This window comes from Streptomyces sp. NPDC048644 (genome assembly GCF_043199105.1).
In the GTDB taxonomy this organism is placed as follows: domain Bacteria; phylum Actinomycetota; class Actinomycetes; order Streptomycetales; family Streptomycetaceae; genus Streptomyces.
In genome coordinates, this window is record NZ_JBICVO010000002.1 from 337,775 (window position 1) to 357,912 (window position 20,138).

18 protein-coding genes are annotated in these 20,138 nt (G+C 71.3%); 10 read left to right on the plus strand and 8 right to left on the minus strand.

The genetic code is table 11. The features are described 5' to 3' along the window. Window positions 1-113: 113 nt before the first annotated feature. The 4 genes from ACGFNI_RS05660 (at window position 114) to ACGFNI_RS05675 (ending at window position 3,606) form a co-directional block, all read left to right on the plus strand. Window positions 114-704 carry a YitT family protein gene (locus ACGFNI_RS05660; RefSeq protein WP_393681453.1) on the plus strand — a complete coding sequence of 197 codons (591 nt, stop codon included), beginning with the start codon at window positions 114-116 and terminating at the stop codon, window positions 702-704. Then, on the plus strand, window positions 704-1,501 hold the full coding sequence (locus tag ACGFNI_RS05665; RefSeq protein ID WP_393680888.1) for a glycerophosphodiester phosphodiesterase: 798 nt from the start codon (window positions 704-706) through the stop codon (window positions 1,499-1,501). Before ACGFNI_RS05660 ends, ACGFNI_RS05665 begins: the two co-directional genes overlap by 1 nt. Window positions 1,502-1,555: 54 nt before the next feature. Then, on the plus strand, window positions 1,556-2,923 hold the full coding sequence (locus ACGFNI_RS05670; RefSeq protein WP_393680890.1) for an MFS transporter: 1,368 nt from the start codon (window positions 1,556-1,558) through the stop codon (window positions 2,921-2,923). 305 nt (window positions 2,924-3,228) lie between these two features. Next, window positions 3,229-3,606, plus strand: a complete 378-nt coding sequence (locus ACGFNI_RS05675) for an RNA polymerase-binding protein RbpA (protein ID WP_100605284.1) — start codon at window positions 3,229-3,231, stop codon at window positions 3,604-3,606. A 163-nt stretch (window positions 3,607-3,769) separates the two neighbouring features. Here the strand turns inward: ACGFNI_RS05675 and fxsA are convergent, their stop codons facing one another. From fxsA to ACGFNI_RS05700, 5 genes are all read right to left on the minus strand, one after another. Further along, the gene (fxsA, locus tag ACGFNI_RS05680; protein ID WP_393680892.1) at window positions 3,770-4,342 is read right to left on the minus strand and encodes an FxsA family membrane protein; all 573 of its coding nucleotides are present in this window, start codon (window positions 4,340-4,342) and stop codon (window positions 3,770-3,772) included. A 77-nt stretch (window positions 4,343-4,419) separates the two neighbouring features. Next, window positions 4,420-5,178: a polyprenol monophosphomannose synthase gene (locus ACGFNI_RS05685; RefSeq protein WP_393680894.1), complete on the minus strand. Its 759-nt coding sequence runs from the start codon at window positions 5,176-5,178 to the stop codon at window positions 4,420-4,422. Next, a complete protein-coding gene (gene lnt / locus ACGFNI_RS05690) occupies window positions 5,175-6,851 on the minus strand; it encodes an apolipoprotein N-acyltransferase (RefSeq protein WP_393680896.1) in 1,677 nt (558 codons plus the stop codon). Before lnt ends, ACGFNI_RS05685 begins: the two co-directional genes overlap by 4 nt. A gap of 545 nt (window positions 6,852-7,396) precedes the next feature. Further along, window positions 7,397-9,037 (minus strand): amidohydrolase, encoded by a 1,641-nt coding sequence (locus ACGFNI_RS05695; RefSeq protein ID WP_393680898.1) that lies wholly within the window; start codon window positions 9,035-9,037, stop codon window positions 7,397-7,399. Window positions 9,038-9,136: 99 nt separating this feature from the next. Then, the gene (locus ACGFNI_RS05700; protein ID WP_393680900.1) at window positions 9,137-9,577 is read right to left on the minus strand and encodes an Lrp/AsnC family transcriptional regulator; all 441 of its coding nucleotides are present in this window, start codon (window positions 9,575-9,577) and stop codon (window positions 9,137-9,139) included. A 208-nt stretch (window positions 9,578-9,785) separates the two neighbouring features. Between ACGFNI_RS05700 and ACGFNI_RS05705 the strand changes: the two genes are divergently transcribed. Further along, the gene (locus ACGFNI_RS05705) at window positions 9,786-10,202 is read left to right on the plus strand and encodes a hypothetical protein (protein ID WP_393680902.1); all 417 of its coding nucleotides are present in this window, start codon (window positions 9,786-9,788) and stop codon (window positions 10,200-10,202) included. A 245-nt stretch (window positions 10,203-10,447) separates the two neighbouring features. Here ACGFNI_RS05705 and ACGFNI_RS05710 read toward each other — a convergent pair whose 3' ends face one another. After that, window positions 10,448-11,620 (minus strand): acyl-CoA dehydrogenase family protein, encoded by a 1,173-nt coding sequence (locus tag ACGFNI_RS05710; protein WP_393680904.1) that lies wholly within the window; start codon window positions 11,618-11,620, stop codon window positions 10,448-10,450. A 340-nt stretch (window positions 11,621-11,960) separates the two neighbouring features. Here ACGFNI_RS05710 and ACGFNI_RS05715 point away from each other — a divergent pair, with 340 nt between their 5' ends. Further along, window positions 11,961-13,265 (plus strand): glycoside hydrolase family 18 protein, encoded by a 1,305-nt coding sequence (locus ACGFNI_RS05715; protein ID WP_393680906.1) that lies wholly within the window; start codon window positions 11,961-11,963, stop codon window positions 13,263-13,265. A gap of 68 nt (window positions 13,266-13,333) precedes the next feature. On the opposite strand, the gene ACGFNI_RS05720 is transcribed toward ACGFNI_RS05715, so the two are convergent. Then, complete coding sequence (locus tag ACGFNI_RS05720; RefSeq protein ID WP_393680908.1) at window positions 13,334-13,981, minus strand: TetR/AcrR family transcriptional regulator; 648 nt, start codon at window positions 13,979-13,981, stop codon at window positions 13,334-13,336. A gap of 156 nt (window positions 13,982-14,137) precedes the next feature. On the opposite strand from ACGFNI_RS05720, the gene ACGFNI_RS05725 reads away from it, so the two are divergent. From ACGFNI_RS05725 to ACGFNI_RS05740, 4 genes are all read left to right on the plus strand, one after another. Next, a complete protein-coding gene (locus tag ACGFNI_RS05725) occupies window positions 14,138-14,752 on the plus strand; it encodes a DUF6230 family protein (RefSeq protein WP_393680910.1) in 615 nt (204 codons plus the stop codon). Beyond that, window positions 14,743-15,729, plus strand: coding sequence for a DUF6114 domain-containing protein (locus ACGFNI_RS05730; RefSeq protein WP_393680911.1), 987 nt, complete (start codon window positions 14,743-14,745; stop codon window positions 15,727-15,729). Before ACGFNI_RS05725 ends, ACGFNI_RS05730 begins: the two co-directional genes overlap by 10 nt. A gap of 129 nt (window positions 15,730-15,858) precedes the next feature. Beyond that, window positions 15,859-17,112 carry a GAF domain-containing protein gene (locus tag ACGFNI_RS05735; protein ID WP_393680913.1) on the plus strand — a complete coding sequence of 418 codons (1,254 nt, stop codon included), beginning with the start codon at window positions 15,859-15,861 and terminating at the stop codon, window positions 17,110-17,112. Between the two features lie 235 nt (window positions 17,113-17,347). After that, window positions 17,348-18,871 (plus strand): aldehyde dehydrogenase family protein, encoded by a 1,524-nt coding sequence (locus ACGFNI_RS05740; RefSeq protein ID WP_393680915.1) that lies wholly within the window; start codon window positions 17,348-17,350, stop codon window positions 18,869-18,871. 172 nt (window positions 18,872-19,043) lie between these two features. Here ACGFNI_RS05740 and ACGFNI_RS05745 read toward each other — a convergent pair whose 3' ends face one another. Further along, window positions 19,044-20,012 carry a LysR family transcriptional regulator gene (locus tag ACGFNI_RS05745; protein ID WP_393680917.1) on the minus strand — a complete coding sequence of 323 codons (969 nt, stop codon included), beginning with the start codon at window positions 20,010-20,012 and terminating at the stop codon, window positions 19,044-19,046. Between the last annotated feature and the right edge of the window lie 126 nt (window positions 20,013-20,138).

Consider the following 20,138-nt stretch of genomic DNA (forward strand, 5'->3'; position numbering starts at 1 on the left):
TGCCAGGAGGGGGAAGAGTTTTGTCCATCGACGACAGGCACAAATCACCGCGTTCCTTTGTGCCGCGACGGCTCATACAGCTCTACGTCGGGCTCGTGCTCTACGGCGTGAGCATGGGCTTCCAACTGCGCGCCGGGCTCGGCCTGGACCCATGGAGCGTGCTGAATCAGGGAATTTCCATACATACCGGCCTTTCCATGGGCACCGTCACCATCGCCACCGGCGCCCTGGTCCTGCTGCTGTGGATTCCGCTGCGGCAGCGCCCCGGACTCGGCACGATCTCGAACGTGGTGGTGCTCGGGCTGGTCATGGACGCGACGCTGGCGCTGGTTCCCGACATCCGCGCGCTCGGCATCCGGATCCCGCTGCTGGTCTTCGCCGTACTCCTCAACGGCACGGCCACCGGCCTGTACATCTCGGCGCGCTACGGCCCCGGGCCGCGCGACGGCCTGATGACCGGGCTGCACCGGCGTACGGGCCGCCCGCTGCGCCTGGTGCGGACCTGCATCGAGGTGACCGTGCTCACCGTCGGCTTCCTGCTCGGCGGCTCGGTGGGGGTGGGCACGGTGCTCTACGCGCTGGCCATCGGCCCGCTGGCGCAGTTCTTCATCCGCCGGTTCGCGATCAAGGGCCTGCCCGAGCAGCAGCCCCTGGTGGTGGCCCGCAACGACGCCCCGCCGGAGCGCGCGATACTTCCTGAGTGATGCCAGCGATACGCGTACGCCACCCCTACCTCGACCACCCCGCCCCGCTCCCGTTCGCACACCGCGGCGGGGCGGCCGACGGCCTGGAGAACACCGCCGCCGCGTTCCGGCGGGCGGCGGAGAGGGGGTACCGCTATCTGGAGACCGACGTCCACGCCACGTCCGACGGGCAGCTGGTCGCCTTCCACGACGCGACGCTGGACCGGGTCACCGACACCCGTGGCGAGATCGGCGCGCTGCCGTGGCGTGCGGTGCGCCGGGCCAGGGTCGCCGGGCGTGAGCCGCTGCCGCTCTTCGCGGACCTGCTGGAGGAGTTCCCGCACGCCCACTGGAACGTCGACGTCAAGGCGGAGGCCGCGCTGACGCCGCTGCTGGAACTGCTGCGCCGTACGGACGCCTGGGACCGGGTGTGCATCGGCTCGTTCTCGGAGGCCAGGGTCGCGCGGGCGCAGCGGATGGCGGGCCGGCGGATGGCGACATCGCTGGGCACCCGGGGCGTCGCGGGACTGCGGCTGCGTTCGCTCGGCCGCGGATCGCTGCCGGTGGACCGGCTGCTGGGCGCCGCGGTACGACGCAGCGCGGTGTGCGTGCAGGTCCCCGAGCGGCAGTCCGGAATCCCGGTCGTCGACCGGCTGTTCGTCCGCGCGGCCCACGCGCTCGGCATGCAGGTCCACGTGTGGACGGTCAACGACGCCGGGCGGATGGCGACTCTGTTGGATCTTGGGGTGGATGGCATCATGACCGATCACATCGACACACTGCGCGCGGTGCTGACCGGACGGGGCGCCTGGGTCTGAGCCCCTGCCCCGTCCGCCGCGGTGGGCGGGGACGAGAAGACGGGGGTGGGTGCGGTGAGCGCACAGGCCGTGGCCGGGGATACGGCCCGAGATGCGGCACGACGCAGGGAACAGCGCGGCTGGTACTGGTACGACTGGGCCAACAGCGTCTACTCCACGACGGTGCTGACGGTCTTCCTCGGCCCGTATCTGACGTCCGTGGCGAAGGCGGCGGCCGGCCCGGACGGCTTCGTGCATCCGCTGGGGATACCGGTCAGGGCCGGTTCGTTCTTCGCGTACACGGTCTCCGCCTCGCTGCTGCTCTCGGTGCTGGCGATGCCGGTCGCCGGGGCCGTCGTCGACCGCACCGGCCGCAAGAAACCGCTCCTGGGATTCTGCGCCTACGCCGGCGCCGCGGCCACGACCGGCATGTTCTTCCTCGGCGGCCAGCGATATCTGCTCGGTGGCGCCCTGCTGATCATCGCGAATGTCTCGTTCGTCGTGTCGATGATGCTCTACAACTCCTACCTGCCCCAGATAGCCGAGCCGGACGAGCGGGACGCGGTGTCCACGCGAGGCTGGGCGTTCGGCTACGCGGCGGCTGCGCTGGCCCTGATCGCCAATCTGGTGCTGTACGCCGGGCACGACGCGTTCGGGGTCACCGAGGGCACGGCGGTGCGGATCTGCCTGGCGTCCGCGGGGCTGTGGTGGGGACTGTTCTCGCTGATACCGCTGCGCCGGCTGCGGGACCGGTGGGCGGCGCGCGGCGCGGACGTGCCCGCCGCGGGTGCCGCCACGTTCGGCCAGGGCTGGCGTCAACTGCGCGGCACGCTGCGCGACATGCGCAGCCGCCCCCTGACCCTCGCCTTCCTCCTCGCGTATCTCGTCTACAACGACGGCGTGCAGACGGTGATCACCCAGGCGTCGGTCTTCGGCTCGGAGGAGCTGAAGCTGGACCAGACGACGCTGATCGTGGCGGTCCTGCTGGTGCAGGTGCTGGCCGCGGCCGGCGCACTGCTCATGGGGCGGCTGGCGCGGCGCTACGGCGCGCAGCGGACGATCCTCGGCTCGCTGGTGGCGTGGACGGCGACGATCGCCGCGGCGTTCTTCCTGCCGGCCAAAGTGCCCGCGGGATTCTTCGTGATCGCCGCCGCGATCGGCCTGGTCCTGGGCGGCAGCCAGGCGCTGTCCCGTTCCCTGTTCTCGCATTTGGTGCCGCGCGGCAAGGAAGCGGAGTATTTTTCCGCGTACGAGATCAGCGACCGCGGCGTGAGCTGGCTGGGGCCTTTGGTTTTCGGCGTGACCTACCAGGTGACGGGCAGCTACCGGGACGCGATTCTGTCGCTGGTGGCGTTCTTCGTGGTCGGTTTCGTGCTGCTGGCGCGGGTGCCGGTGCGGCGCGCGATCGCTGCCGCCGGCAATGCCGTGCCGGACCGGATTTAGGTCCGGAGCGCGCGGGCCGGTAGTGTACGCCTTTGGCTCACCAGGCGGACCGTTACTGCGCGCTTAACATTGGGAAGCGCTGGGTGACATCTGCTGCCAGATGTGACAAACCGGGCGCTGGTGGGTACAACAAGGGGCGGCACGAAGGTAGGCAGCGGCGCACAGCGCCTCCGTCAAGGGCGGTGGTGGGCGACGGGTGGGCGCATGTCCCGATTTCGGGAATCTTCACCGCCGACCGGACGTTGACCGGATGACGACGACAGCGACACCTGTCCTGTGGGCGACAAGCCCGGGAGGCACGATTCATGAGTGAGCGAGCTCTTCGCGGCACGCGACTCGTGGTGACCAGCTACGAGACCGACCGCGGCATCGACCTGGCCCCGCGCCAGGCGGTGGAGTACGCATGCGAGAACGGACATCGCTTTGAGATGCCGTTCTCGGTTGAGGCCGAGATTCCGCCGGAGTGGGAGTGCAAGGTTTGCGGTGCACCCTCGCTTCTGGTGGATGGCGACGGCCCTGAGGAAAAGAAGGGGAAGCCCGCGCGTACGCACTGGGACATGCTCATGGAGCGGCGCACCCGCGAGGAGTTGGAGGAGGTGCTGGCCGAAAGGCTGGCCGTCCTGCGCTCCGGCACCATGAACATTGCCGTGCATCCGCGCGACACCAACCGCAAGTCCGCCTGACAACCGGGCTTCACTACGCAGCATCGCAGCAAAAGGGCCGGGGCCACCGCGTTTCACGGTGGCCCCGGCCCTTGCGTGTTTCCGGCGGCTGCCGCGCCCTCCGGGCGGGCCATTCCGTCACGCCCGTGCGCGGCGGGCCCCGACGTGCAGGGCCCGCGGCGGCTCAACGGGGCAGCGGCGGATCCTGCCGGGGCGGCTGCTGCGGCGCGTCGTCGCGGATGACCTCGCCCTGGACGACCTTGCCGTCGGGCTGGTGCATACGGGCCTGCTGGAAGGCATCTCCGAGCGAGCCCGGCGTGTAGCGCGCCTGACGGGTCAGCAGCTTCTCCGCGCGGCGCTGGATCAGCTTCCCGGTCGGCGGGAAGAGGCAGAGCAGGCCCAGGACGTCGGAGATCATCCCGGGCAGCATCAGCAGCAGGCCGCCGAGCATCGGCATCGTGTTGCCGCCGCCCCCGGAGGCCGCGGGGTCCTTCGCCGCCTCCTGTGAGCCCGCCTGGAGCGTTTCCGTGAGGTTCTTCCAGGCACGGCGTCCGGCGCGCTTGATCACGTACCCGCCGACGATCACGCCGGCCACCAGCAGCAGGAACACCGCCCAGCCGCCCGCCGCGCCGGCCACCAGGGTCAGCAGCCAGATTTCCAGCACCAGCCAGGCGGCCACGCACAGCGGGATGAACCGGCGGGCGCGGGAGCGCCGGGGCGGGCGGGGACTCGGCGTGGGCGTTGCTCCGAACGTCATGCCTCAAGTGTGCCTGGTCGTACCGGCAGACGGCCGTCGAGGGTCGCCGTGACGATCAGGCGCGAGGCCGCCCGCTGCTACTTGCCGCGGAGCTTGGACACCCGCGAGCTGACGCCCCAGGCCGTGATCCGCCACAGCGCCTCGACGACGATGTCGCGGCTCATCTTGCTGTCGCCGCGTTCCCGTTCGACGAAGGTGATCGGGACCTCCACGACGTGCAGCCCGGCCTGGACGGCGCGGCGGGCGAGGTCGACCTGGAAGCAGTAGCCCTGGGAGGCCACCTCGTCGAGGCCGAGGCTCTTGAGCGTGTCCGCGCGAAAGGCACGGTAGCCGCCGGTCACGTCGCGCATCGGGACGTCCAGCATCATCCGGGAGTAGGTGCTGCCGCCGCGGGAGATGAACTCGCGGTACTTGGGCCAGTTCACCACCCGGCCGCCGGGCACCCAGCGCGATCCCAGCACGAGATCGGCGCCCTTGAGCGCGGTGAGCAGCCGGGGCAGCTCCTCCGGCTGGTGGGATCCGTCGGCGTCCATCTCGACCAGCACGTCGAAGTCGTGGTCGATGCCCCAGCGGAAGCCCGCCAGGTAGGCGGCGCCGAGCCCTTCCTTGCCCTTGCGGTGCAGGACGTGGACCTGCTCGTCCTCGGCCACCAGCTCGTCGACCAGCTTGCCCGTGCCGTCGGGACTGTTGTCGTCCGCCACGAGGACATGCGCCTCGGGGACGGCGGACCGCACCCGCGAGACGATCGGCTTGATGTTCTCCGCCTCGTTGTACGTCGGAATGATCACCAACGTGGTGCCGAGCGGACCGTACTGCCGCTGACCGCCGTCTGTCACAACTGCCCCTTCTCGCTCTTCGAACGCCCGCGCCGGCCGATGACTGTGGCCGCGGCGCAGGACAGAAGTCCCACGATAGCGAGCGTCCACTCAGGTGCTGCACCGACGCGGTCGGCGAGCGTCGTTTCGTCGCGCAGCGGGATGCTCGCGGAGACGACCCCCTGGGTGAATTCGGGGATTTGGTGGGTGACTGTCCCGTTCGGCGCGACCACGGCGCTGATTCCGCTGGTGGCGGCCGTCACCACCGCCCGGCCGTGCTCGACGGCCCGGAGCTTGGACATGGCCAGCTGCTGCTCGGGCTGGCCGGTGCGGCCGTAGGTGGCGTTGTTGGTCTGCACGACCAGGGCGCGGGCGCCGGCGTCGACGGTGTCGTGCACGATCTCGTCGTAGGCCACCTCGAAGCAGATGACGTCGCCGAGCTTCGCGGGGCCGATGTTCAGGACGCCCGTGTGATCGCCGGGGTAGAAGTCCCTCGGCACCCGCTGGAAGCGCGTGATGATCTTGCTGAGCTGTGCGCGGAACGGCACGTACTCGCCGAACGGCACCGGGTGCTGCTTGGTGTACGAGGCGCCGGGGCCCTTCTTCGGATCCCAGACGATGCCCTCGTTGAAGACGTAGCCCTTCTTGGAGGGATGGTCGATGAGGGCCCCGACCAGCACCGGTACGCCGATGTCCTTCACGGCTTCGTCGATGCGGTCGTACGCCTGCGGGTACTGGAACGGGTCGAGGTCCGACGAGTTCTCGGGCCAGATCACCAGGTCCGGCTTCTTCACCCGGCCCGCTCTGACGTCGGCGGCGAGTTTCTCGGTGGCCGTGGCGTGGTTGTCGAGGATCTTCATGGGGCGCCCGAGGAAGTCCATGCCGGCCTGCTGGACGTTGCCTTGGACGACGGCGATGTCGACGGTGTCGTCGGCCTTGGTGGGGACGGGCACCAGGACGCCGGCCGCGGTGATCACCGCGGCGAGGCCGAACGCCTCGATGGCCGGCAGCGCGCGGTTCGGGGATCCCGGCCTGCGCAGCCCCCACAGCCCGGCCGCGCAGGCGGCCAGCAGCCCGCCGGTCAGCGCGACGGCGAAGGTCACGAGCGGGGCGCCGCCGAGTGCGGCGAGCGGCGTGAACGGCGATCCGGTGTTGGCGAACGCCAGCCGGCCCCAGGGGAAGCCGCCGAACGGGAGGCGGTCGCGGGCCCACTCCTGGGCGACCCACAGGCAGGCGCCCCAGAGGGGCCAGGCGGGCAGCCGTGACGTGAGCGCCAGGCCCGCGCCCATCAGCACCACGAACAGCGCCTCGGCGATGGACAGCCCCACCACGGCGTCCCAGCCGACGACGTGCAGCCACTTCAGCAGGATCAGGAAGAACGGCACGGCGAAGGCGAAGCCGCTCCACGCGCCCTGCCCGGCCGTCCTGCCGCGCACCAGCAGCGCGAGCGCGGCGACCGCGACGAGCGAGAGCGGCCACAGGTCGTAGGGCGGGAAGGACAGGCCGAGCGCGACGCCGGAGACGACGGCGAGCAGGGTGCGCGGCGCCTCGCGCCTGGCCAGTGCGGCGAGGCGGCGCAGTCGGCCGGGGCGGCGCGGCGCGTCCGGGGACGAGCCCGGCGCGGCGGGCGGCACAGGACCGTCGGCCGCGTTGTCGCCCGCGGCAGCTTCGGTGGTGTCGGAACCCGATGGCACGGTCGCGGCCTTCCTGCAGGTCGTGCGTTGGTCAGCTGACCGTACATCGGTGGGCCGCGGGGCCGTCTGCGGGGTGCGGGAAGGGCGGGACGACTCGGGCGGCGGGTGCGGGCCGCAGCGGTGCGGACAGCCGCGATGAGGTGCGGATAGGGGCCCGGTGCCCTTCGGGCCGACCTGGGGCCCGCTGGATGCGGGTCGACCGAAAGCCGTTGTCTACTGAGCGTCCGGGCCCCACCCGGGTCGCACCTGCCGACCGGCCGAATCTTTCCTGCGCTCCGTGCCGCTTGTGCTGGACCTGGCTCCCAGTGGCGGTGTTCCGGTGTGGTGCACCGCCCCATGGCCCAGCTGCGTTCGACGACAGCGCGGATGTCTCCCGATCGGACGTCCTGTGGTGGACTCGGCCGAACCTACCGGCCGCCGACCGGCTGCTGTCAACAGGTGTCCCGTCTGCACCGATTTCGCGTCCCGCCGGGTCGGTGCGGCGGCTTCGCAGGTGGGGCAAGTCCGTACCTGCCGGCCGCCGCGCGGGCGGCGGCCGGCCGATGTCACTCGTTCGGCCGCTGGAAGACCGTACGGCCACCGACGACCGTGGTCAGGCAGGTGGGGAGCGCGTTTCCCGGGCGGAGATCGGGCAGGCCGGGGGTGCCGGATCGGGGGTCGGTCGACCAGCGCTCGACGCGTTCGTCGGGGGCCTGGACGATCAAGTCGCCGGTGCGCCAGACGGCATAGTCGGCGGGGGCTCCGGGCACCAGAACGCCGGCGTCGTCGCGGCCGATGGCGCGCCAGCCGCCGCGGGTGTGCGCGGTGAAGGCGGCGCGGGCGGAGATGCCGTGGCCGGGGGTGCGGTGGAAGACCGCGGCCCGCAGGGTGCCCCACGGGTCGAGCGGGGTGACCGGGCTGTCGGAGCCCAGGGCGAGCGGCACACCGGCCTTGAGGAGCGCCGCGTACGGGTTGAGGGTGCGGGCGCGGGCGGCGCCGAGCCGGGTGGCGTACATGCCGTCGTCGCCGCCCCAGGCCGCGTCGAAGGCGGGCTGGACGGAGGCGGTCAGGGCCAGGTCGGCGAAGGCGGCGATGGTGCGCTCGGTGAGCATCTCGGCGTGTTCGACGCGGTGCCTGGCAGCCCGTACGCGGTCGAGGCCGACGCGGTCGGCCGCGGCGCGTACGCCGTCGGTGACCGCGGTGAGTGCGGCGTCGCCGATGGCGTGGAAACCGGCCTGGAGTCCGGCCTCGGTGCACAGGGCGACGTGGTCGGCGACGGCCGCGGCGTCGAGGTGGGCGGTGCCGGTGTGGGCGGCGTCGGCGTACGGGGCGTGGAGGTGCGCGGTGTGCGAGCCGAGCGAGCCGTCGACGAAGAGGTCGCCGGCCGCGCCGAGCGCGCCGAGTTCCCTGATCCGGGCTGCATCCTTTGCGGATGCGATGGGCTCGGCCCAGTAGCCGACGACGCGCGGGCCGCGGCCTTCGGCGGCCAGGGCCAGCAGAGCGGTGAAGTCGGCCTCGCTCGAAATGTCGGGGCCCGCGCACTCGTGGAGGCTGCCGATGCCGAGGGACGCGGCGCGGGCGAGCGCCGCGGCCTGGGCGTCCGCGCGCTGGGCAGGCGTGACGGTGGCGTACCCGGCCTGCCGCACGGCGTGGTGCGCGGCGCCGGTCAGCGGCCCGTCGGGGTGGAATCCGGCCAGGTCACGGACGCCGGGGACGCGGTCGAGCAGGGCGGTGGTGACCACCGCCGAGTGCACGTCGACGCGGGTGAGATAGAGGGGCCTGCCGTCGGCCGCCGCATCCAGTTCCGGCCGGGACGGCGCACGGCCTTCGGGCCAGGCACTGGCGTCCCAGCCGTGGCCGAGCAGGACCTTGTCGTGGGGACGGGCCTGCGCGTAGGCGCGGATACGGGCCAGCGCGTCGGAGAGGCCGGCGGCGGACGAGAGGTCGAGGCCGGTGAGCGCCAGGCCGGTGGCCGTGGTGTGCACATGTGCGTCCGTGAACGCCGGAGTGACGAGTGCGCCGTCTAGGTGGACGACCTCGTCGACTCCGTCGGCGAAGGAATCGGCCGCACCCTCCTCCCCCACCCACGCGACGCTGTCGCCCTCCACCACCATGGCGGTGGCGAAGGGATCGGCGGGGCTGTGCACCTCCCCGCCACGGAGCAGGACGGTACGGGGACGGGACGGATCGGGAGTGCGCTCGCTCATACCGGACAGTTTCGCCCCTGCGGGCGCACGGGCGGCGCGCGGGGTCGGATGCGTACCCGAAAGTGCCGCCCGGATGCGCCCCGGACGGCCGGATCCCGCTCAGATGCGCGGCGGCCTGGCCTCGTACGGGGTGGACAGGACGACGGTGGTGCGGGTGGAGACGCCGGCCAGGGTGCGGATGCGGGTGAGCAGGTGCTCCAGCTCCAGCGGGGTGGCGACCCTGACCTTGAGGATGTAGTTCTCGTCGCCGGCGACGCTGTGACACGCCTCCAGTTCGGGGACCTCGGCGAGGCGCTCGGCGATGTCGTCCGGGGCGCTGGGGTCGAAGGGTTTGACCGAGATGAACGCGGTCAGCGGCAGGCCCACCGCCTCCGGGTCCACGATCGCGGCATAGCCGCGTACGACACCGCGCTGCTCCAGGCGACGCACCCGCTGGTGCACCGCCGAGGTGGACAGGCCGGTGGCCTTGCCCAGGTCGGTGTAGCTCATCCGCCCGTCCTTGACGAGCAGATCCACGATTTGTCGGTCCAACTCCTCCACCCGCTCAACTTACTGTGCTCGGGCGCGTGTGCGCACCGCGCGCCGGATCGTGGACACTCCTGCGCCGCTCATGTGATGAATGCCACATGCATGCATCGGCGTCCGCCGGGTGCCGGTGATTATGCGCGCGGCATGAGGGGAATTGCTGGTGGTGGCCGGGACCGCCCGTCACAGGAAGTCGGCGGCCCGATCAGCCCACCCGAGGGGGATGGACATCATGCGACGTCTTAAGCAGGAATCCGTGCAGGCCGATGCCGGCGCTACGGAGGGCGATGATTTCGACTTCTCCGACGACGACGGTACGTACGAAACCTTTGAGATCTTCCGGGTCACCTGCCCGGACTGCGGGCAGCCGATCGGCCTGCTCGCCGAGGAGGACAGCCTCCCGGAACACGCGCTGTGCCCCTCGCCGTGGAACCCGTTCGGCCTGATGGTCTGCCAGGGATCCGGGCGGCCGGTGACCGAGGCCCCGGCGACCCCGGACTCGATGGACGCTCAAGAGCAGGACGCAGCCGTGCTGTTGACGCTCCCGGAGAGTCTGGACTGGCGCCGTCAGCCGTTCTCGCACATCGGTGAGCCCGGCGAGCGGCCGGTCAGGGTGCCGCGGATGCGCCGCAGGGCCTGACCGCCGCAGACGATCCGCCGAAGGCCGCCAGCCCCGTCATCCGCGGCGGCCTCCGCCCCACCTCCACCCCGCTCCGATGCGCTTTCGCATGCCTGGACGCGGGGCACGCACCGGTGCGTGGGCGCACCCGAAGTGCGGGGCGGGATAAGTGACTTGACGCCTCATCAGTCACTTCACCTCGCCGCTCGGCGCCCCGTCGGCGTGCCCCGGGTGATCTCTCCCCCGAGGCACGCGACGGCGGACGCTCAGTGTGATTCGGGTCCTGCGAGGTGGCGGGCGATCACCATGCGCTGGATCTGGTTGGTGCCCTCGACGATCTGGAGGACCTTCGCCTCGCGCAGGAAGCGCTCCACGGGGAAGTCCAGGGTGTAGCCGTAGCCGCCGAGGAGTTGGACGGCGTCGGTGGTCACCCGCATCGCGGTGTCGGTGCAGAAGAGCTTGGCCATCGCCGCTTCCTTGGAGAACGGCAGTCCCGCGTCACGCAGGCGGGCGGCGGTGAGGTACAGCGCGCGGCCTGCCTCCACCTGGGTCGCCATGTCGGCCAGCATGAAGCGCAGACCCTGGAAGTCGGCGATGGGGCGGCCGAATTGGCGGCGCGACGCGGTGTAGGCGAGTGCTTCGTCGATGGCGGCCTGGGCGACGCCGATGGCGCAGGCGGCGATGCCGAGGCGGCCGGACTCCAGCGCCGAGAGCGCGATGGTGAAGCCCTGGCCCTCGTCGCCGATGCGGCGGGAGTCGGGGACGCGGACGTCGTCGAAGTGCACCTGGGCGGTCGGCGAGCCCTTCATGCCCATCTTGCGCTCGGGTGCGGCGGCGCTCAGGCCATCGGCGTCGCCGGGGACGAGGAAGGCGGTGATGCCGTGTGCGCCGCTGCCGCCGGTGCGTGCCAGGACGGTGTAGAAGTCGGCCACCCCGCCGTGGGTGATCCACGCCTTGGTGCCGTTGATCGTCCAGCCGTCGCCCTCGCGGGTGGCGCGGGTCGTCAGGGACGCCGCGTCGGAGCCGGATGCGGGCTCGGAGAGGCAGTAGGCGCCGAGCAGTCCGCCGCCGAGCATGGCGGGAAGGTGTTCGGTGCGCTGTTCCTTCGTGCCGAACTCGGCGAGCGCGTGACAGGCCAGGGTGTGCACGCTGACGCCGAGGCCGACGCTGAGCCTGGCGCCCGCGAGTTCTTCGAGGATCTGGAGGTACACCTCGTAGGGCTGTTGTCCGCCGCCGAATTCCTCCGGGTAAGGGAGGGAGAGCAGTCCGGACGCGGACAGCAGCGTGAAGGTGTCGCGCGGGAAGTGCCCGGCGTCCTCCTCGTCGGCGGCCGTCGGCTTGATTTCACGCTCGATGAGTTCCCGCACGAGCGTCAACAGGTCGCGGGCTTCCTCCGTGGGCAGCCTGCGGTCCACCGGCCGGGGGCCGTACTGGGTCATGGCGGCGCTCTCCTCCCTGTCGGGCGCTGCGACTCCGCACGCATGGGGTGTGGCGGCGGCGCCGGATTCCGTGTGCCAAGCCGATGATCGCTTCCCGGGTCGCGGAAGGCGGTGACCTGCGACTGTGGCGCTAGGAGTATGCCCGATCGGCGGCCTCACGTCACGGGTTGATCAATGGTGGACGTGCGCATCAGGCCGGTGCGGGCCGCCCGATGAAATTGGTCCGAACCATTGACGCACTGGTCTAGTCCATCTAACTTCTCCCCAACGCCCACCGCGTTCAGGACCGTTCGGAACGCAGGTCGGGCTCCACCCCTCGACCCCCCTCCGAGGAGACGACATGCTCAGATCGCCACGGAAGCGATCACCGCGCACGCTGATCGCCGCCGCAACCGCGCTTGGTACGGCGGCGCTTGCCGGCTCGCTGCTCACCGGACAGGCCGTTGCCTCTCCGGCCGGCGCCCCCACCGCCACGAGCCCGAGCACCACTGCCGCCTCCGCAACCGCCGCCGGGACGACCGGTTCCAAGCCGGCCGCGGCAGGCGACAAGGTCGTCGGATACTTCACCAACTGGGGTGTCTACGACCGCAATTACCACGTCAAGAACATCGAGACGTCGGGGTCCGCCGACAAGCTGACGCACATCAACTACGCGTTCGGCAACGTCACCGGCGGAAAGTGCGCGATCGGCGACTCGTACGCCGACTACGACAAGGCGTACACCGCCGATCAGAGCGTCGACGGCAAGGCCGACACCTGGGACGACGGTGCGCTGCGCGGCAACTTCAACCAGCTGCGCAAGCTCAAGAAGCTGCACCCGAACCTCAAGGTCCTCTGGTCGTTCGGCGGTTGGACCTGGTCCGGCGGCTTCGGCGAGGCGGCCAAGAACCCCGCCGCGTTCGCCAAGTCCTGCCACGACATGGTCGAGGACTCCCGGTGGGCCGATGTCTTCGACGGCATCGACATCGACTGGGAGTACCCCAACGACTGTGGTCTGACCTGTGACACCAGCGGCAAGGACGCCTTCACCAACGTCATGAAGGCGATGCGCGAGGAGTTCGGCAAGGACCAGCTGGTGACCGCGGCGATCAGCGCGGACGCCTCGGACGGCGGCAAGCTCGACAAGACCGACTACGGCACCGCCGCCCAGTACGTCGACTGGTACAACCCGATGACGTACGACTACTTCGGCGCGTGGGACGACAAGGGCCCGACCGCCCCGCACTCGCCGCTCACGTCGTACGACGGCATCCCCAAGGCCGGGTTCAACACCACCGACACCACCGCGAAGCTGAAGAAGCTCGGCGTCCCGGCGGACAAGCTGCTGCTGGGCATCGGCTTCTACGGCCGCGGCTGGAAGGGCGTCACCGAGGACAAGCCGGGCGGCACCGCCACCGGAGCGGCCCCTGGCAAGTACGAGGCCGGCATCGACGACTACAAGGTGCTCAAGGAGCGCTGCCCGGCCACCGGCAAGGTGGCGGGCACCGCCTACGCCAAGTGCGGTGACCAGTGGTGGAGTTACGACACCCCGGAGACCATCGCCTCGAAGATGGCCTACAAGAACGAGCAGGGCATGGGCGGCACGTTCTTCTGGGAGCTGAGCGGTGACACCACCAACGGCGAGCTGATCAAGGCGATCAAGTAACCGCCGTCGGTACGTAGGTGAGGGCGGGAGGCTGCGGCCTCCCGCCCTTCGCGTGCGCCGGCCGCGGTTCAGCCGGACTGCGGACCGGGCGGCGCGGGGCAGTCCGGTTCGTACTCCTCGATCAGCCGCAGGGTGTCCCCCAGGCCGCGCACCAGCAGCTCCCCCACCGTCTCGCGGGGCAGCAGCTGTTCCCTGATCCAGTCGAGGGTGACGCCTTCGACGCTGCACAGCCAGCCGACCAAAGCGGTCCTGGCCAGCGGCGGCAGGTCCGCGCGGCCCCAGGCGCCCAGGGCGATGGTGGTGAGCATCCGGTCGCGTACCGCGTCGCGGATGGCCAGGACCTCGGCGTCGAAGCCGACGCCTCCGGTGACGATGGCACGGTAGGCGGCCTGGTGATGCTGGGCGTAGCGCAGATAGCCGTCGACGGTGTGCCGGACCCGGGCGTACGGCGCCAGGTCGCGGGTGCTGCCGGCCAGTTCGGTGAGGCCGGCCACGGCGTCCTCGATGATCGCGAGGTAGTAGCCGCGCTTGTTCTTGAAGTAGTAGTAGATCAGGCCCTTGGCGACACCGGCGTGCCGCGCGATGTCGTCCATGGACAGTGCGTCGTAGGAGGTGTCGGCGAACAACTTCCGCCCGGTGGCTATGAGTTCGGCGCGACGGGATGGGGATCGTTCGGTGGTGCGGGCGGCCCGTCCGCGCTGTTGACTCATATTCAAAATCCGCCCTAGTCTCCAACTATCACGAGTTTCCCGCAGTATGACAGAGCGTCATCAACTGCGATGTCGTTGCACAACGGCTCGGTGAAGCACTTCCCTCGCGCATCCGCACCTGTCCCGCGACTGCCGGCTGACCGCCACCCCGGGGAGGACGCAATGAGCACCACGACCCGTACACCGCCCGGAGGGCGGACCTCATGGAAGAAGACCGCCGTGGCCGCGCTGCCCGCGCTTCTCGCGGTGGGCGCGCTCGCGGTGGTGATGGCCGACGGCGCGCTGGCCGCCTCGTTCGCGGTGTCCGGCACCGACTTCCAGGTGTCGTCGGGCAGGCTGACCAGCTCCGGTCTCGCCTCCTACGTCCACACGGACCGCGATACCGACGGCGGCGGGCATCCCGTCGCGCTGCTCGGCATCGGCAAGGCCGAGCTGTCCGACATCTGCCAGTCCGCCGAGGTCAAGACACCGCTGGGACCTGTGGTGTTCAAACTGACCGCGGGCGGCGACGCGGGCCCGGTGCGCGCCGACAGCCTCGTCATCGACGGCGAGGACCTGGTGGGCGACGCCAGGTTCGGCACCGCCCAGATCGGTCGCGACGCCTCGTCGCTGGACGCGGTGCCCGATGTCACGGGCCCGAAGGGCAAGTTCGGCCTCCAGGCAGGGGACATCTCGGTCGCGGGTGTCCGCTCGCACGCCTGGTCGGCCACCGGAGGCAACTTCCACCTCAACGGGCTCCGGCTCAGCGTCCGCCTGGGCGGTGCGAAGTGCTTCTGAGGGCGCGCCGGGCCCGCTGGGCGGCGCACCTCGACCGGCGCCTGCCCTGGCCCGAGCGCCGGGCGGCCCTGCGGCACTGGCGGCGCACCCGGCCGTTCTGGGCGGGGCTGCTGCTCCTGCTCGGCGGGGCCGAACTGCTGCTGGTGCCGCTGTCGCCGCTGACGGTGCTGGTGAGTCTGGGGCTCGGCGGTCTGGCGGCGATCGGCATCGGCATCGCCCTGATGGCCGCCGGACTGTTCCTGTGGTGCACACCGGCCGCGCACCACTACGTGAGCGTCAACGCGCTGATCCTGTCCGTCCTCTCGTTCGCCGCGACGAACCTCGGCGGCTTCCTGGTGGGGATGGGGCTGGGCATCGCGGGCGGGGCGATGGGCTTCGGATGGCGCCCGGCGCCGCCGGACGCGGCGGACGACGGGACGGACGGCGAGCCGCGCCCCGGCCGGGCGGGCGCCCGCGGGGCGGCGGGCAAGGCGCTGGCAGTGGCACTGCCCCTCGCGCTGCTCACGGCGCTCGGCGGGCCCGCGGAACGGGCCGGTGCGACCGACGCGGTCCGCAGCGCCGGCGTCCCGGCACCGGCGCACCCGCCGACGGTGACCACGACCAGGTTCGCACCACAGGGCTTCACCCTGGCGGGCGTCACCGACGTAGCGACCGTCAACGGGCCGCTGAAGGCCATGGTGCTGCGCATGAAGGCCGCCTCGCTCAGCGACTACCGGCTCACCACCCACAGCGGCGGCCCCGAACTCCGGCTGGCATCCGATGCGTTGGAGCTGTCCGGCGACGTCACGCTCTACCTGACGAAGTTCAGCGGCTGCCTCCAGGGCGTGGTCTGCCTGACCTTCACCCCCGACACGCTGCCCGTCCCGCCGGTCGTACCGCCCTTCGTCTACATGACGCGGGTGTCGGCGGAACAGGCACTGGTCACCTCCGACCTGATCGTCGCCGACGGACTGCGGTTGCGCGCACGGCCCGCCTGACCCCCGCGCCCGCACCCCTTCCCCGCGCCGGTCGCGTGCTTCACGATCCGGCGTGCGCCGGGGTTTACGGCTCGGCCCGGTACGAGCACGATCGGCATACGGGGCCGAGCCGCACCGGAGAGGTGATACGTGGTCAACCCTTGGCTGGCGATGGAGACGGGTACGGATCCCGCGGAACGGATCGCCTCCATGCGGCGTGCGCACGAGGCGTTCCTGGCCGGCGGGCAGGTCGCGCCGCCGGTCCGCCCGGTCGTCGCCGACTCCTGGCGCCGCTCGGCCGCCGCGCGGGCCGCGTCGGACGGCATGGCACCCGTCGAGCTGGACGAGGACGCACTCCGTACCCACCGCGAAGCACACCCGCTCGCCCGCGCGATGCCCGTCTTCCGTGAACTGCTCGGCGCCATCGCCCAGGACGGTGCGCACCTCCTGGCCGTCTGTGATCCGCAGGGGCGGATGCTCTGGGTCGAGGGGCATCCCGGGGTGGTGCGGCGTGCGGAGCGGATGAACTTCGTGGCCGGGTCGCGCTGGGACGAGCGGCACGCGGGCACCAACGCTCCCGGCACCGCGCTCGCCGCCGACCACGCGGTGCAGATCTTCGCGGCCGAGCACTACAACCGGCGGGTGCAGCCCTGGACCTGCGCCGCCGCCCCGCTGCACGACCTGCGCACCGGGCGGCTGCTGGGCGCCGTCGACATCACCGGCGGCGACCACCTGGCCAGCCCGCACAGCCTCGCCCTCGTCCAGGCCACCGCCCGCGCCGCCGAATCCCATCTCGCCGCGCAGTCCCCGCAGCCGGGGGTCTGCCTCACCGCGCTGGGGCGTGACGAGGCCCTGCTGGTCGTGGACGGCAGGCGGCTGCGGCTCGGCCGGCGGCACAGCGAGATCATGGTGCTGCTCGCCCACCACCCCGACGGCCTGACGGGTGATCAGCTCTCGGTGCTGCTGTACGGCGAGCGTGAGATGCGTCCGGTGACCCTGCGGGCCGAGATGTCACGTCTAAGGCAGCTGGTGGGACCGCTGCTCGCCTCCCGCCCCTACCGGCTGCGCAGACCCGTCGAGGCGGATTCCGCTGCGGTCCGGGCGGCTCTGGCGGCCGGCGATCTGTCCGTTGCGCTGGGCGACTACCACGGTCCGCTGCTGCCCCTGTCCGAAGCACCCGGCGTACGCCGCCTGCGCACCGCCCTGGAGGACCGGCTGCGACGGACCCTGCTGGCCTGCCGGGACGCCGGTGCACTGCGGCAGTGGGCACAGACCCCCTGGGGCGAGGACGACTTGGAGGTCTGGGAGGCGCTGGTCGAGGCACTCCCCCCGCACTCGCACGCCCGCGCGAACGCAGATGCCGAGGCGGCGCGGCTGCGGACGGCTTACGGGCTGACGGGCTGACGGGCTGACGGGCTGACGGGCTGACGGGCTGACGGGCTGACGGGAGCGTGACCGGGGCCGGGGCCGGGTCGACGTCAGGCCGCCGGAGCGGGGAACCGGAACCCCGCCCACGACCCGCAACGTCCTCCCCGTCCCCCTCCCGCAACGTTCCGGCAACCTCCCCGCCCCTAGCGTGCGCGCCACACTCTCCGCACGGGAGCGGAGGGCAAGCGCCAAGCGATTGGGAGACCGCCCCATGGCCCGTTACGCCAGCCCCGGTTCCGCCGATGCCGTGATGTCCTACGAGCCCCGCTACGACCACTGGATCGGCGGCGAGTTCGTGGCGCCCGCACAGGGCCGGTACTTCGAGAACCCGACGCCGGTCAACGGCCGTCCGTTCACCGAGATCGCCCGCGGCACCGCCGAGGACGTGGAGCGCGCCCTGGACGCGGCGCACGCGGCGGCCCCCGGCTGGGCCCGCACCTCACCTGCCGAACGCGCCGCCGTCCTCAACAAGATCGCCGACCGGATGGAGCAGAACCTGGAGGCGCTGGCGGTCGCGGAGAGCTGGGAGAACGGCAAGCCGGTGCGCGAGGCGCTGGCCGCCGACATCCCGCTGGCCATCGACCACTTCCGCTACTTCGCCGGAGCGGTCCGCGCCCAGGAAGGCACCCTCTCGGAGATCGACGAGGACACCGTCGCGTACCACTTCCACGAGCCGCTCGGCGTCGTCGCGCAGATCATCCCGTGGAACTTCCCCATCCTGATGGCGACCTGGAAGCTCGCCCCGGCGCTGGCCGCGGGCAACGCCGTGGTGCTCAAGCCCGCCGAACAGACCCCCGCCTCCGTGCACTTCCTGATGAGTCTGATCGCGGACCTGCTGCCGCCAGGCGTCGTCAACATCGTCAACGGCTTCGGCGCCGAGGCGGGCAAGCCGCTGGCCTCCAGCCCCCGCGTGGCCAAGGTCGCCTTCACAGGCGAGACCACGACCGGGCGGCTGATCATGCAGTACGCGTCGGAGAACCTGCGTCCGGTGACCCTCGAACTGGGCGGCAAGAGCCCCAACATCTTCTTCGACGACGTCTCTTCGGCCGCGGACGACTTCCTCGACAAGGCACTCGAAGGCTTCACCATGTTCGCCCTCAACCAGGGCGAGGTGTGCACCTGTCCGTCCCGCGCCCTGATCCAGCGCGGTCACTACGCGGACTTCCTCGCGGCGGGCACGGCCCGTACGGAGAAGATCGTCCAGGGTCACCCGCTGGACACCGACACCATGATCGGCGCGCAGGCGTCCAACGACCAGCTGGAGAAGATCCTTTCCTACCTGGACATCGGCCGCAAGGAAGGCGCCCGGGTACTCACCGGCGGCGAACGGGCCGAACTGGGCGGTGAGTTGGAGGGCGGCTACTACGTCCGCCCGACGATCTTCGAGGGCACCAACGACATGCGGATCTTCCAGGAGGAGATCTTCGGCCCGGTGGTCGCCGTGGCCCCCTTCGGCGACTTCGACGACGCGATCAGCATCGCCAACGACACGCTCTACGGACTCGGCGCAGGCGTGTGGACCAGGAACGGCTCCACCGCCTACCGAGCGGGCCGCGCCATCCAGGCCGGCCGGGTATGGACCAACTGCTACCACGCCTACCCCGCCCATGCCGCGTTCGGCGGCTACAAGCAGTCCGGAATCGGCAGGGAGAACCACAAGATGATGCTGGACCATTACCAGCAGACGAAGAACCTTCTCGTGTCGTACTCGGCGAAGAAGCTGGGGTTCTTCTAAAACCCGAAAAAGGTGCCTGCCCCGGTCCTTTACTAGTGAGGCGCCTTCCGCCCGACCCGCTCGGGAGGTGGATCGAAGGGTGGCGGCGCGCCCCGGTCCCGTCGTCGGGGGAACTGAAGCGTCGGCAAAGGCATCGCGCCCGGCTGGATCGCGCGGCCGGGCGTCGGCCGGTTCATTGCGGGAGCAGGTCGGCGGTGCGGTGGGCGACTTCGTGGCGCAGGGCGTCGCGCACGGCTCGTACGGCGGCGTGGGTGACCGCTTCCCGCCGTACGGCCAGGGTGATCGGCAGCCGGATGTCGACCTCTTCCGGCAGGAGCCGTCGTAGCTGTGCCCGGTGGGCGAGGAAGGCCGGCAGGACACCGATGCCGGCTCCCAGGCTGGTCGCTTCGAGCTGGGCGAAGACATTCGTGGAGGAGAACGCGGGGCTGGCCCCCGGAAGGTGGTGTTCGATGTCGAGGTCGCCGACCTGGAGCATCGACTCGACGTAGAAGATCAGCGCGTGTTCCGGCAGGTCGGCGGTGGACCGGGGAGCCCCGTGCCGGGTGAGGTAGGCGTCGCTGGCGTACAGCCCCAGCGTGTAGTCGGTGAGGTGCTCGGTCACCAGGCGGCTTCCCGTGGGTGTCCCGATGGCCAGGGCGAGATCGACGCCGGACTGGTACAGGGTCAACTGCCGTGTGGCGGTGATGAGTTCGATGTGCAGGCCGGGGTGCAGCCGGCGTACCCGGGCCAGCGCGGGTGTGACGATGACCGTGCCGAAGCCGTCGGGTGCGCTCATCCGCACGGTGCCCCGGAGCGACGGCGTGCCCTGGCCTGACACCGCGTCGGCGACGCGGGCCAGCGCGTCCTCGATCGCGCGTGCGCTCTCCGAGACGGTCTTCCCGGCGTCGGTCAGCGCCCACCCCTCGGTGCCCCGCTCCATCAGCCGCAGTCCGAGGGCCTTCTCCAACGCGGCGATACGGCGGGAGACGGTGGTGTGGTCCACGCCGAGCGCGTCGGCCGCGGCCACCAGACGGCCCGTGCGGGCGACCGCGAGCAGAGAGCGCAGGTCGTCCGCACGGAGCCGGCGGGGGTCGACCGTGCCGCGGCCGGCCTCCGGACGCGGGGCCGGATTCTCGTCGGCCGGTCGGGAACGGGAGTGCACAAGCTCACCGTATCTGCATTTCCGCACATCAGGTCTGCGGCATTGGCGATTGAACGCACACGGTCCGGGGCGTCACAGTCGAACAGCGCAGAGCAGCGCACTCCCCTCCCCATCGAGAGGTTCTCC

What these genes read in the sequence shown, in the direction of transcription:
- ACGFNI_RS05660 (WP_393681453.1), top strand. Translation starts at nt 114, where the DNA reads ATGGGCTTCCAACTGCGCGCCGGGCTCGGCCTGGACCCATGGAGCGTG.
- ACGFNI_RS05665 (WP_393680888.1), top strand. Translation starts at nt 704, where the DNA reads ATGCCAGCGATACGCGTACGCCACCCCTACCTCGACCACCCCGCCCCG.
- ACGFNI_RS05675 (WP_100605284.1), top strand. Translation starts at nt 3,229, where the DNA reads ATGAGTGAGCGAGCTCTTCGCGGCACGCGACTCGTGGTGACCAGCTAC.
- fxsA (WP_393680892.1), bottom strand. Translation starts at nt 4,342, where the DNA reads ATGACGTTCGGAGCAACGCCCACGCCGAGTCCCCGCCCGCCCCGGCGC.
- ACGFNI_RS05695 (WP_393680898.1), bottom strand. Translation starts at nt 9,037, where the DNA reads ATGAGCGAGCGCACTCCCGATCCGTCCCGTCCCCGTACCGTCCTGCTC.
- ACGFNI_RS05705 (WP_393680902.1), top strand. Translation starts at nt 9,786, where the DNA reads ATGGACATCATGCGACGTCTTAAGCAGGAATCCGTGCAGGCCGATGCC.
- ACGFNI_RS05710 (WP_393680904.1), bottom strand. Translation starts at nt 11,620, where the DNA reads ATGACCCAGTACGGCCCCCGGCCGGTGGACCGCAGGCTGCCCACGGAG.
- ACGFNI_RS05715 (WP_393680906.1), top strand. Translation starts at nt 11,961, where the DNA reads ATGCTCAGATCGCCACGGAAGCGATCACCGCGCACGCTGATCGCCGCC.
- ACGFNI_RS05725 (WP_393680910.1), top strand. Translation starts at nt 14,138, where the DNA reads ATGAGCACCACGACCCGTACACCGCCCGGAGGGCGGACCTCATGGAAG.
- ACGFNI_RS05740 (WP_393680915.1), top strand. Translation starts at nt 17,348, where the DNA reads ATGGCCCGTTACGCCAGCCCCGGTTCCGCCGATGCCGTGATGTCCTAC.